Origin of the sequence: Marinimicrobium sp. ARAG 43.8, from assembly GCF_050113635.1 — a bacterium.
Classification (GTDB): Bacteria; Pseudomonadota; Gammaproteobacteria; order Pseudomonadales; family Cellvibrionaceae; genus Marinimicrobium.
The window spans coordinates 24366-37404 of the sequence record NZ_JBNJLT010000003.1; the positions used below are offsets into that span (position 1 = coordinate 24366).

Consider the following 13039-nt stretch of genomic DNA (forward strand, 5'->3'; position numbering starts at 1 on the left):
TTTTTGGGCGTTCCACCGGAGGAGTGTAGGCGAGAAATATGAGTTTCGCACCATTTTGGTGCTTATGGCGTCAGGCTTCGCAGAGAGTGCGTTGAAGCGGTGCGTTAGCGACGGTTCGGATTCAGAAGACTGGGGCGGTGAACATGTACGGAGATGGTCTCTGAACTGCCAAGTACCTGGCCTTCAGCGTCGATAACATCCGCGACAATTTGATGCGTGCCACGAAAAATTTCCTGCACAACAAACTGGCGTTCGCTGGTTTCGGCCAATAATTCGTCGTCCATGTAATAAGCAATCACATGACCTGGGGCGAGAGGCGGATCGGTTTGCACCGATATGGGGAGGTTGCGTTGACCGGGCGGCACACTGCTCTCCGGTGCAGGGCTGACAAGTTGTACACGGTATTCAATGCGTGCCTCCTCGGGCGACTGTTCAGTCTCTGCCGGGGCGCGACGCTCCTCGGCGGGAACGGTGTTGACGGGGGGCAGTTGCGCCGCTTCTCCTCGCCCTTCGCGGGGCGGCTTGTCGGAATAGGTGACGCGGCCATGCTCATCCACGCTTTTGTAGACAGGCTGCGCGAGCGAAGGCAGGCTGATCAGGCACAGAAGAAGCAAAGGCAGCAAAGTTCGCATGATAGGGCGCCCGCAGGTTTCATGAGTAGAGTTATCATAAACCTTTGACCCTGAAACACAAAAGCCCGTTCAACGCATTGAACGGGCTTTTGGTCACCACCGTTGCCGGTGGCAATGGTGCACGAGGTTTACGTGCCGTAGTTATGCGTTGTAGTTACGCACTGTAGTACAGCTCGAACTCAACCGGGTGCGGAGTCATGTTCAGACGCTCGATCTCCTCGCGCTTGAGGTCGATGTAGGAGTCGATGAAGTCGTCGCTGAACACACCGCCCGCCTTCAGGAAGTCGCGGTCCGCGTCCAGTGCTTCCAGTGCCTGTTCGAGGCTGGAGGCAACAGTCGGGATGGACTTGCCTTCTTCCGGCGGCAGGTCGTACAGGTTCTTGTCCGCGGCGTCGCCGGGGTGAATTTTGTTTTGTACGCCGTCCAGGCCAGCCATCAGCAGAGAAGCAAAGGCCAGGTAGGGGTTGGCCGTCGGGTCGGGGAAGCGGGTCTCGATACGACGGGCCTTGTCGCTGGTCACGTACGGAATCCGGATGGAGGCCGAACGGTTGCGGGCGGAGTAAGCCAGCATGACCGGAGCTTCAAAGCCGGGTACCAGACGCTTGTAGGAGTTGGTAGAGGCGTTACAGAAGGCGTTCAGCGCGCGAGCGTGCTTGATGATACCGCCGATGTAGTACAGAGCGGTTTCGCTCATGCCGGCATAGCCGTCGCCAGCGAACTGGTTCTTGCCGTCTTTGGAGAACGACTGGTGCACGTGCATACCAGAGCCATTATCACCGATCAGCGGCTTGGGCATGAAGGTGGCGGTCTGGCCGAAGGCGTGCGCCACGTTGTGTACGCAGTACTTCAGGATCTGCACTTCGTCGGCTTTTTTCACCAGGGTGTTGGCGCCAACGCCGATTTCACACTGACCGGCTGTCGCCACTTCGTGGTGATGCACTTCAATAACCAAGCCCATCGCTTCCATGGCGTCACACATGGCGCCACGCAAGTCGTTCAGGGAATCGACGGGAGGGACAGGGAAGTAACCGCCTTTAACACCCGGACGGTGACCGGTGTTGCTGCCATCAAAAGCGTCACCGGAAGACCAGGCGGCTTCTTCAGAGTTAATCTTGTAGAAAGCGCCACCCATGGTGGAGGCCCACTGAACGCTGTCGAACACGAAGAATTCGGGTTCCGGACCGAACAGAGCGGTATCGCCCAGACCGGTGGATTTCAGGTATTCCTCGGCGCGCAGGCCGATGGAGCGCGGGTCGCGGTCGTAGCCTTGCATGGTGGAAGGCTCGACAATGTTACAGCGCACGATGATGGTCGGGCTGTCGGCAAACGGGTCCAGAACGGCGGTTTCGTCGTCCGGCATCAGGATCATGTCGGATTCCTGAATGCCCTTCCAACCGTTGATGGAAGAGCCATCGAACATCTTGCCGTCTTCAAAGAAATCGTCGTCGATATCGCCAGCCGGGATGGTAACGTGCTGTTCCTTACCACGAGTGTCGGTAAAGCGCATGTCGACCCAGCGAGCTTCGTTTTCTTTGATCAGTTCCAGGGTTTTTTTAGACATTGAATGCCTCCAATTGAGAATAGCCTTTCCGGCTACGGATAAGAAAACCTGTGCATTAAACCGTGTTTTTGCGCTGAGGGCCACCGTTGGATCACTTGAGGGATCAGCGCGTGTGGGCAATAACAGGGCAAGATGTGTGCCATACCGTGCACTGGCGCCTCCCCGCCCGCTTTTTGAGCGGCGCGCACCATTTTGGCCTTTTTTCTGCTCATCTTTGGTGCGTTTTGGGGTGGGTGTGCTCTTCTTTGGTGCATCCTGCTTTTTGTTTACGCGCGGGCCTTCCCTTATAATAGCCGCCCTTTTGCAAGCCATATCGGCCATACAGTAGGCGTTCATGCATTTTATCGTCAAGGTCTTTCCCGAAATCATCATCAAGAGCCCGCCGGTGCGCAAACGCTTTATCCGGCAGCTGCGCGATAACCTGCGTCGGCTGCTGGCCCCGCTGTCCGAGGACATACGGATCAAGCGCGACTGGGAAAAAATAGAAATCGAAGCACCCGGGGCTGATGAGCAACTGACGCTTCAGGTAGCGGATGTTCTTGGTCGTACCCCCGGAGTCGACTCGTTCTCCCTGGTGCACGCCTATCCGCTCGGCGATTTCGACGATATTCTCGCGCTCACCCGGCGACACTGGGAAGCGGCGCTGAAAGACAACACCTTTTGTGTGCGGGTTAAGCGCAGCGGGCAACACGACTTCAGTTCAACCGATGTCGAGCGGTATGTCGGCGGTGGCCTTCTAAAATATTCTCAGGCATCGGGCGTGCGGCTGCGTGATCCGGATATCACGGTTCGCCTGGAGATTCGCCGGGATACGCTGTACGTGGTCGCCAACCAGAATGCGGGCCTGGGCGGGTATCCGCTGGGTGCCCAGAAGGATGCGGTCCTCTCGCTGGTTTCCGGTGGGTTCGATTCCGTGGTAGCCAGCTACATGACCATGAAGCGGGGTATGCGTACCCATTTTTGCTTTTTCAATCTTGGCGGTCATGCGCATGAAGTCGCCGTAAAGGAAATCTCCTACTATCTGTGGCAGAAGTACGGCGGCTCCCACTATGTGAAGTTTGTGTCTGTCCCGTTTGAAGGGGTGGTGGCAGAGATTCTGGAAAAAGTGGATAACGCCTACATGGGGGTGATCCTAAAGCGCATGATGCTGCGAGCGGCGACACGGGTTTCGGAGGAGCTGGGTTTGCAGGCGCTGGTGACCGGTGAGAGCGTAGCCCAGGTGTCCAGCCAGACCCTGCCCAATCTCAGCGCAATTGACCGGGTGACAGACGCGCTGGTTCTGCGCCCGCTCATTACGATGGACAAGCGCGATATTATCGATCTCTCCCGCCGCATCGGCACCGAGACCTATTCCGCCAATGTGCCGGAGTACTGTGGTGTTATTTCGGTGCGCCCCACAACGGCGGCGAAACTGGATAAAGTGGAACACGTGGAGGCCAACTTCGATTTCGAGGTGCTCGAGCAGGCGCTGGCCCAGAGAGTGGTGACGCCGGTGGATCATTTGGCGGATTCGTCCGAAGCGATGATTGACGTCAACATTGAAACCCGCGTGCCGGACAAGGCGGTGGTGATTGATATCCGCCATCCCGATGAGTCGGCCTTGAAACCACTGGCGCTGGCCGCTGGGAATCTGCTACAAATACCGTTTTTCAAGCTCAACACCGAATTTGCGCGTTTGGACCCGCAGCAGCATTATCTGCTCTATTGTGAAAAAGGGGTGATGAGCCAGCTCCACGCGGCCCACTTGAGTGACGCCGGGCACGCGAACGTGAGTGTTTACCGACCCGAATAATTGGCCTGCCCAAGTAAGGAGCCCGCCATGTCTCAAGATGCATCCACGGGTCAGAAGTGGAGCGTATTGCTGCTAGCTGTGATACTGATCTGCCTGTCGGTAGGGACCACCCTGCACTTCAGCGGGTTTCCGTTGGATTTCTGGAGCGATCACGCCGCTGCCGGTGAGCCGCGCTATCGGCATATTACGCTCACCGATGCGGAGCTGGCGTGCACCGCCCGGGCGGAGGAGGCGTTTGGTGATCGGTTGAGTAACCTGCGGGTGGATCGTTTCTCCAGCCGGCTGGATCGTGCCAGTGAGCAGTTCAAGGTGTTTATGGAAGCCGATATTTACACCAACAGCGCCCGCAGCGGCGTGGCTCGGGATACCTTTATCAACTGCTTTACCGCGACGGACGCGCCCGATATCCAGCTCTTCCAATATGCCAAAGACGGAACGCAGTTCATCGCTCCTGGCGAAGAAGGGCGCGGGATGTTTGGTTTATAGGCCAGTTTTCCGTAAAAATCGCGCATTTTTTACACTTCGGTCATTTCTGTGTCGCCGTGGGACAGGTATAATGCCGCCCTTTTCCCAGCGACCACCTCCCGAGAGTGTCCATGACCGATTCCCCCGCTATTCAGAATTTGCGCAATATTGCCATCATCGCCCACGTTGACCACGGTAAAACCACCTTGGTGGACAAACTGCTGTCGCAGTCCGGAACTTTGGACCGACGTAGCGAGGGTGCCGAGCGCATCATGGACTCCAATGACCAGGAGCGCGAGCGCGGGATTACGATCCTCGCTAAAAACACCGCCATTCGCTGGAACGACTACCGCATCAATATCGTGGATACCCCCGGACACGCCGACTTCGGTGGTGAGGTTGAGCGGGTGCTGTCCATGGTGGACTCGGTACTGCTGCTGGTGGATGCCGTAGATGGCCCCATGCCGCAAACCCGTTTTGTGACCAGCAAGGCGTTCGAAAAAGGCCTGAACCCGATCGTGGTGATCAACAAAGTGGATCGCCCCGGCGCACGCCCGGACTGGGTGGTCGATCAGGTGTTTGATTTGTTTGATACCCTCGGTGCTACCGACGAGCAGTTGGACTTCCCCATTATTTACGCCTCAGCGTTGAACGGCATTGCGGGCATGGACCCGGAAGAGATGGCCGAGGACATGACGCCGTTGTTCCAGATGATTGTGGACAACGTCAAGGCGCCGGCTGTCGATGTGGACGCGCCCTTCCAGATGCAGATATCCGCCCTGGATTACAACAGCTATGTGGGCGTTATCGGTGTGGGCCGAATTACCCGTGGCAGCCTGTCGCCCAATCAGCAAGTGGTGGTGGCCAAGGCCGACGGCGGCACTCGCAAAGCGAAAGTGTTGCAGGTGATGGGCTATCACGGCCTTGAGCGGGTGGATACGGATAAGGCGACCGCGGGGGATATCGTGTGTATCACCGGCATTGATGGTCTGGATATTTCCGACACCCTGTGTAACCCGGACCACGTTGAAGCCCTGCCCGCACTGACAGTAGACGAACCCACGGTTAGCATGACCTTCCAAGTGAACGATTCGCCGTTCGCGGGCAAAGAAGGCAAGTTCGTCACCTCGCGGAATATCCGGGAGCGTCTGGAGCAGGAGCTGATCCACAACGTGGCCCTGCGCGTGCGTCAGGGCGACAGCCCGGACAAATTCGTGGTGTCCGGTCGCGGTGAGCTGCATTTGTCCGTATTGATTGAAAACATGCGCCGCGAAGGTTTCGAGCTGGGTGTTTCCCGTCCCGAAGTTATCCAGAAAGAGGTGGATGGTGAAATCCATGAGCCTTATGAAATCGTGGTGATTGACGTCGAAGAGCAGCACCAGGGTTCGGTGATGGAAGAGCTGGGGCTGCGCCGCGCGGAAATGACGAACATGGAGCCGGACGGCAAGGGTCGTGTAAAACTGGAATTCATGGTGCCCTCCCGCGGCCTGATCGGTTTCCGTGGTATGTTCCTGACGCTGACGTCAGGCTCGGGCATTATGACCAGTATTTTTGACCATTACGGCCCGGTGAAAACTGGTGAGATGGCCAAGCGCCCCAACGGTGTTCTGGTGTCCATGGTGAAAGGTAAGACGCTGGCTTACGCGCTGTACGCATTGCAGGATCGCGGTCGCTTGTTCCTCGGTCACGGTGTGGATGTGTATGAAGGTCAGATTATTGGTCTGCACTCGCGCAATAATGATCTGGTGGTAAATCCGACCAAGGCGAAGCAATTGACCAACGTGCGTGCGGCGGGTACGGATGAGGCGCTGACTTTGACGCCGCCGGTGCGTCATACGCTGGAGCAGGCGCTGGAGTTTATTGAGGATGATGAGCTGGTGGAGGTGACGCCGGAGAGCATCCGTTTGCGCAAGAAGCTGTTGACGGAGAATGAGCGGAAGCGCGCTAAGAAATAAGCCAGGTCTGTAATAGTTATACGGAAAGTACAGTAGCGGTGGGGGCTACCCTGTGTAGACCCGCCGTAAACCCATCCTTGGGGGCTTCACGTCGGCATCCATGCCTCCGAGAGTCTACACAGGGTAGCCCCCACCGCCACCTACCGCCCCCGGCCTTTGATCTCACTTCCTCATCGCAACCTATCAACGGTAGGTGGCGCTTCGCTTGCCAGCCCTGCATTTCCGCTACCCTTTGCATTAAAGTGCTTCGCCGCAGCCGCCCCGGTGCTTCGGCTGGTTATGTGCTTATGCATCACCGCCTCATAAGCAAAGCATAATTTATTCGTTCGTTGCGTTCGCAGGCATTGTTAGAGTGATCGCCATGGCTGGATCAGAAGCCATTTCCTGCGGGAAAGGTCTGCTGTTTCCGACCCACGACAACGACGTAATACAAAACGACTATTTCGCTTTACTTGTAAGGAGTGATTACATGATTAAGAAGATCTTCGCGCTGGGTGCTTTGGGCCTTGCCGCATCCCTGTCTTCCGGTGGTGCGGTGGCGCAATCCTCCGTGGAACTGCTCAATGTCTCCTATGACCCAACGCGGGAGCTTTACAAAGAGTACAACCCGGAGTTCGCCCGTTACTGGAAAGAAAACACCGGGCAAAACGTGACGATAAAACAGTCCCATGGTGGTGCGGGGAAACAGGCTCGAGCTGTGATCGATGGCCTGGAGGCGGATGTGGTTACGCTGGCGCTGGCCTACGATATTTCTGCCATTGGTGAGCGTACCGGCCATATTCCGGGAGACTGGCAATCCCGCCTGCCGAACAACAGCGCTCCCTACACCTCGACTATTGTGTTTTTGGTGCGCAAAGGCAACCCCAAGAATATCGAAGACTGGGATGATATTGCCCGCTCTGGTGTCGAGGTGATTACCCCAAACCCGAAAACCTCCGGAGGTGCTCGCTGGAACTATCTGGCAGCCTGGGGATACGCGCTTGAAGAAAGTGATGGCGATGAAAACGCCGCTCGTGATTTTGTGACCAAAATTTACAAGAACGTGCCGGTCCTGGACTCCGGTGCCCGGGGTTCTACCAACACTTTTGTTCAGCGCGGTATCGGGGATGTGCTGCTGGCGTGGGAAAACGAAGCGTTCCTTGCGGTTAACGAACTGGGGCCTGAGAAATTCGAAATTGTGGTTCCCTCTATTTCCATTCTGGCTGAGCCTCCCGTCACATTGGTGGATGGTATTGCCGAAAAGCATGGCGTAACCAAAGTGGCCGACGCCTACTTGGCTTACCTGTACTCTCCGGTGGGTCAGAGGCTGGCCGCCAAGCACTATTATCGTCCGGTGCTGCCCGCGCTGGCTGACGAGGATGATGTAAAGCGCTTTCCGGATGTCAAACGCTTTACTGTGGATGAAGTGTTCGGTGGTTGGCAAAACGCACAGAAAACTCATTTTAATGACGGTGGTGTTTTCGACGAAATTTACACGGTTCAATAACAGGACGGTAATGTTTTCCACCCAGGGATGGGTCACCCAACATCAACGAATTGGCAGGAAGCGCAGTATGACAATTAAAGCCATTAACGCCCGCAATCAATTCAAGGGCGTGGTCAAGTCTACGGAAGTTGACCTGGCGCGTTTTTCGCCAGCATAGCGCAAATAGAAAACCTGAGAGGAAGAGTTAACCATGCCTTATGATGTGATAGTAGTTCCGGGTTTCCGCGGCAGTGAACCGGAACACTGGCAGAGCTGGTTGCAGGAGGAGCTGCCAGGCGCACGGCGTGTGTCGAGAGTCGACTGGCACAACCCGACGCTTTACCACTGGACCACACAGGTGGTTCGGGCTATTGATGAAAGCGAAAATCCGGTCATTCTCGTCGCTCACAGCTTTGGTTCGCTGGTATCAACGCTGGCGATCAGGAATCGTCGCCAGCGCGTGGCCGGAGCGTTCCTGGTCGCTCCCGCAGACCCCGAGCGGTTTGGTTTGTTCGGTGTCCGCAGTGCAAACCGCGAGTTGGAGGCGAGCATTGCACGATATTTGCCCGACAGTGCCCTGGGCGTTCCTGGAACGGTGATTGCCAGTGAAAATGATCCCTGGATGAAATTACCTCACGCCTACGCCTGGGCGCGCCGCTGGGGATTGAATTTCCACAATGCGGGCAAAGTGGGACACATCAACGTTGACTCTGGCCACGGTCCTTGGCCTCTGATTAAAGAGCTGGTAGAGCAGTTTATTGGCAGCCTCGGTCATCAGATACCGGAGGAGCAGGGTAACCTGTATTCCCGACTGGCGTTCTCGGGGACCGAAGGGTTTGCCCGTTTGCACGACTATCGTTTGCTCTACGCTTAGTGAAGCTATATTTACATCTGCACAGTATGCCCAGTGGTGTGGTGCCGATGTGCCAGTTGCTTGCGTTGGTTAGCACAGCTTGTAGTTCCCCTCCCCTTCAATACTCCGCAGCGATGATCAGCATAAAGTTCCCTAAATCCTAATAAAGGAGCTTTCAAAAAAATAACGAATTTTAGAAAATATATAAAAAGCAAATCATAATTTCTTTGTTCTCCTGGCTAGGGCTGATTGTTAAATTTCGCTCTTGTCAGATTCACAATTTTCAGGAGAACGGTTAGGTGAGTATTAAAAAATCATTTGTTGGTGAAGCGAAACGTTTACCGATTAAGGTAGCGGCAATTGGGGTTGCTGTTCCTTTGTTGTCTTTCTTATCAACTCAGGCAGTCTTTGCTGAGAACACGATCTACGGTCAGGCGCATGTCTCCCTGGACTTTCTGGACAATGGAGCGGAGTACTCCGAGCTTAATATATCCAGCAACGCTTCCAACATCGGATTTCGTGGGGAAACTCAGTTTGAAGGAATAACAGCGTATTATCAGATTGAGCAGCAGGTTGATTTCAACAACAGCAATGGGGAGACATTCTCTACGCGCGATACCTTTGTTGGACTGAGAGGCCAGTTTGGTTCTGTGCAAATTGGTCGTTTCGATTCTCCCTTCAAGCAGGCGCGTAATCCGGCTAATCTTTTTGGAAACCAGGTAGGTGATATTCGCAACGTGACCCGGGTCGGGGACGCACGGGTTGATGAGCGGTTGCCAAATACCATCGCCTATCAAACACCGGGTTACCGTGGTCTGGTGGGCGCGGTATCGTACTCCGTGAGTGAGCAAAATGTGAATCCAGAAGGTGCCGATGCCGACGCACTCAGTGCTTCGGTAATCTATACCGATGAGGCCTGGGATCTGGCACTGGCTTACGAAACCCATGGTGAGGATACCGAGCGTGGTGAGCGTGATGGTTTGCGGCTTGCTGGCTCCTACCGCATTAACGATGCGGTCCGGGTAGTTGGCTTCTGGCAGCACCTGGACCACGTGAATGACACACTGGATAGCGAGGTAATCGGAGCTGGTTTTGATTGGTCGTTAACAACGAAAACCCGTCTGAAAGCATACTATCTAGTCCGTGATGTAGACGTGGTCGACGCGAATTCGGAGCTTCTGGCGGTGGGAGTCGAACACCGGTTGCATCGTAACCTGCGTTTCTATCTTAACTATGCCTCAGTCGCTAATGACGATAACGCGGCGCTGACTCCTTGGACACAAGCCCGTACGGCGACAGCGCCCGGAGCCTTGGGCGAAACCACCAGCGGTCTGTCTGGGGGGTTGAGGTACTATTTTTAGCAGGCCTCTGATGAGATTAATGGCATGACTTCCGGCTGCGGAGCCTCAGGCCCGCAGCCGTTTTTTTTCAGGTACTTCCTGGCGCTGGTCCGGGCATGTCACTGTTGGCTTTGCAACATTCTGCATAAGTTAGCAATAAATAATTATTTCTGCTTAATGCGTCACCTCTCTAGACTGCGCCTATCAATCAGTTATGGAGAGATGGTTATGCTATTCCTTTTTGTTATTAAGTTATTGCGAAAAGCCATAGGGGTTCTGGCGTTTGCTGCTCTTTCGGCAACAGCGCTGGCGGATACGACGCTGCTGAATGTGTCGTACGACGTCTCCCGTGAGCTGTATAAGGATATCAACCCGGAGTTCGAGGCATTTTGGCGCGAGAGCGAAGGCGAGGCAATTAAAGTCAATCAGTCTCATGGCGGTTCCAGTAAACAGGCACTGTCTGTGGCCTCCGGTCTGGAAGGTGATGTCATTACCATGAATCAGGCCCCGGACATTGACATGCTGGCGGAGCGTGGGCTGGTAGCGAAGGGCTGGCGTTCACAGTATCCGCACAACGCGACTCCCTACACCACCACCTCGGTTTTTCTGGTGCGCAAGGGTAACCCGAAGAACATTCAAGACTGGGATGACCTGGTGAACCCAGAGGTGGCGGTGATTGTGCCCAACCCGAAAACCTCCGGTAATGGTCGCTACACCTATCTTGCAGCCTGGGGCTATGCCCTGAACCAGCAGGGCTCGGAAGAAGCTGCACAGGATTTTGTCACACGCCTTTTCGCCAATGTACCAGTCCTGGATGGTGGTGGCCGGGGGGCGACGACCTCTTTCACCCAGCGTGCCATTGGTGACGTTCTAGTGACTTTTGAAAATGAAGCGATCCTGATCGCAAAGGAGTTGGGCGCTGATCAGTTCGATGTGGTTTACCCCTCGCGCTCTATTGACGCATCTGCTCCGGTAGCTGTTATCCGCTCTGTGACCGAAAAGCGCGGTACTACTAAGGAGGCGGAGGGTTACCTGAATTTCCTGTTCAGTGAAACCGGTCAGGAAATCATTGCTCGGCACAATTTCCGGCCGCGCTCCGAGGCCGTGCTCAAGCGCTATCAATCTCAGTATCCCGCCATTGATATTTTCTCCGTCGAGTCGCTCGGAGGATGGGCGAAGGTACGGGAGAAACACTTTGTCGATGGTGCGCTGTTTGATCAGATTATGGTGAATCGCTAATGGCTCGTTTGAAAACACGTTCGTTTAGCGTGTTGCCCGGGTTTGGATTGTCTTTGGGTTACACGCTGGTGTATTTGTCAATTATCGTGCTGCTGCCTCTGTCGGCCGTATTTTTCAAAACCGCAGAGATGTCATGGGCAGATTTCTGGAGCACGGTGTCCGCACCGCGTGTTGTGGAAACCTACAAGCTCTCGTTCGGTGCCTCGCTGCTGGCGGCATCGATTAATTCGGTGTTTGGTGTGGGGCTGGCGTGGATGCTGGTGCGTTACTCTTTTCCCGGGAAGAAGCTGGTGGACGCATTGATCGACTTACCGTTCGCTTTGCCAACCGCCGTAGCGGGCATTGCGCTCACGGCGATTTATGCCCCCAATGGGTGGCTGGGCCAGTACATCGAAGGTGTCTTCGGCTTCAAGGTGGCATTTGCGCCGCCGGGGATTCTGATTGCCCTGGTGTTTATCGGACTGCCGTTTATCGTACGCACCGTCCAGCCCATACTGGAAGACCTCGATACCGAACTCGAAGAAGCCGCAGCGAGCCTGGGCGCATCGCGCTGGCACACGTTTCGCCGAATCATCTTCCCAGTATTGTTGCCGGCCATCCTGACCGGGTTCGCACTGGCATTTGCCCGGGCGGTTGGAGAGTATGGGTCAGTGATTTTTATCGCCGGCAATATTCCGATGGTGTCGGAAATCACACCGCTGATTATTATCACTAAGCTGGAGCAGTACGATTACGCCGGTGCCACGGCCATTGCCGCCGTGATGTTAATCGTCTCTTTCATCCTGTTGCTGATTATCAATGGATTACAGGCCTGGGCGGCCAGAAGAACCGGGAGGGCGGCGTAATGTCGGGAGAAAGCATCAGTTCTCGTTTACCCAAGACGGCCGTTAAGGGCAACCGTTATGAAAGCAATCTGGCCACACGGGAGCACCCGGGCCTGCGTTTGACCATCATTGTGGTTTCGTTGGCATTCTTCGGTATCTTTTTGCTCTTACCGTTGATTGCCGTATTTGTTGAAGCATTGCGGCGTGGTGTCGAGGTTTACTGGGAAGCATTGCGCGAGCCCGATGCATTAGCGGCGGTTAGGTTAACTTTGTTGGTCGCTGCCATCTCGGTGCCTCTGAATCTTGTCTTCGGGGTGGCTGCCGCCTGGGCGATTGCCAAATTCGAGTTCCCGGGGAAACACTTGTTGATTACCTTGATCGATTTGCCGTTCTCGGTCTCCCCGGTGATTGCTGGCCTGATTTACATACTGCTTTTTGGCGCTCACGGCTGGTTGGGCCCCTGGTTGATTGAGCATGACATAAAGATCGTGTTCGCCGTTCCGGGAATTGTGTTGGCCACGGTATTTGTGACGTTCCCGTTTGTTGCGAGGGAGCTGATCCCGTTAATGCAGGCGCAGGGCAAGGAGGAAGAAGAGGCCGCCGTTGTGCTGGGAGCCAATGGTTGGCGTACGTTCTGGCACGTCACTTTGCCGAATATCAAGTGGGGGCTGCTGTACGGTGTCATTCTCTGTAATGCACGAGCCATGGGTGAGTTTGGCGCGGTTTCGGTGGTGTCGGGCCATATTCGCGGGGTTACCAACACCATGCCATTGCATGTGGAAATTCTGTACAACGAATACAATTTTGCGGCGGCTTTTGCTGTGGCGTCTTTGTTGGCGCTGCTGGCTCTGGTGACGCTGACACTGAAAACATGGGTAGAGAAGCGCGCGGAACACTCGCGGCGATAACGGAT

11 protein-coding genes are annotated in these 13039 nt (G+C 55.3%); 9 read left to right on the forward strand and 2 right to left on the reverse strand.

Annotated features, from left to right (window positions below; all coding sequences use genetic code 11):
* Window positions 1–104: 104 nt before the first annotated feature.
* Together ACQCLF_RS07430 and glnA are read right to left on the reverse strand one after the other, a co-directional pair.
* A complete protein-coding gene (locus ACQCLF_RS07430; RefSeq protein WP_426985819.1) occupies window positions 105–632 on the reverse strand; it encodes a DUF4124 domain-containing protein in 528 nt (175 codons plus the stop codon).
* Between the two features lie 154 nt (window positions 633–786).
* On the reverse strand, window positions 787–2193 hold the full coding sequence (gene glnA / locus ACQCLF_RS07435) for a glutamate--ammonia ligase (protein ID WP_426985821.1): 1407 nt from the start codon (window positions 2191–2193) through the stop codon (window positions 787–789).
* 334 nt (window positions 2194–2527) lie between these two features.
* On the opposite strand from glnA, the gene thiI reads away from it, so the two are divergent.
* The 9 genes from thiI (at window position 2528) to cysW (ending at window position 13034) form a co-directional block, all read left to right on the forward strand.
* Window positions 2528–3985: a tRNA uracil 4-sulfurtransferase ThiI gene (thiI, locus tag ACQCLF_RS07440; protein WP_426985822.1), complete on the forward strand. Its 1458-nt coding sequence runs from the start codon at window positions 2528–2530 to the stop codon at window positions 3983–3985.
* Between the two features lie 27 nt (window positions 3986–4012).
* Window positions 4013–4471: a hypothetical protein gene (locus ACQCLF_RS07445; RefSeq protein ID WP_426985824.1), complete on the forward strand. Its 459-nt coding sequence runs from the start codon at window positions 4013–4015 to the stop codon at window positions 4469–4471.
* Between the two features lie 110 nt (window positions 4472–4581).
* Window positions 4582–6405: a translational GTPase TypA gene (gene typA, locus ACQCLF_RS07450; protein ID WP_426985826.1), complete on the forward strand. Its 1824-nt coding sequence runs from the start codon at window positions 4582–4584 to the stop codon at window positions 6403–6405.
* Between the two features lie 469 nt (window positions 6406–6874).
* On the forward strand, window positions 6875–7891 hold the full coding sequence (locus ACQCLF_RS07455; RefSeq protein WP_426985828.1) for a sulfate ABC transporter substrate-binding protein: 1017 nt from the start codon (window positions 6875–6877) through the stop codon (window positions 7889–7891).
* Between the two features lie 190 nt (window positions 7892–8081).
* Complete coding sequence (locus ACQCLF_RS07460) at window positions 8082–8744, forward strand: RBBP9/YdeN family alpha/beta hydrolase (RefSeq protein ID WP_426985830.1); 663 nt, start codon at window positions 8082–8084, stop codon at window positions 8742–8744.
* A 278-nt stretch (window positions 8745–9022) separates the two neighbouring features.
* Window positions 9023–10084: a porin gene (locus ACQCLF_RS07465; protein ID WP_426985832.1), complete on the forward strand. Its 1062-nt coding sequence runs from the start codon at window positions 9023–9025 to the stop codon at window positions 10082–10084.
* A 207-nt stretch (window positions 10085–10291) separates the two neighbouring features.
* Window positions 10292–11302: a sulfate ABC transporter substrate-binding protein gene (locus tag ACQCLF_RS07470; RefSeq protein WP_426985834.1), complete on the forward strand. Its 1011-nt coding sequence runs from the start codon at window positions 10292–10294 to the stop codon at window positions 11300–11302.
* The gene (cysT, locus tag ACQCLF_RS07475) at window positions 11302–12147 is read left to right on the forward strand and encodes a sulfate ABC transporter permease subunit CysT (RefSeq protein WP_426985836.1); all 846 of its coding nucleotides are present in this window, start codon (window positions 11302–11304) and stop codon (window positions 12145–12147) included. The genes ACQCLF_RS07470 and cysT overlap by 1 nt, the downstream gene beginning before the upstream one ends.
* A complete protein-coding gene (gene cysW, locus ACQCLF_RS07480) occupies window positions 12147–13034 on the forward strand; it encodes a sulfate ABC transporter permease subunit CysW (protein WP_426985838.1) in 888 nt (295 codons plus the stop codon). The genes cysT and cysW overlap by 1 nt, the downstream gene beginning before the upstream one ends.
* Window positions 13035–13039: the final 5 nt, after the last annotated feature.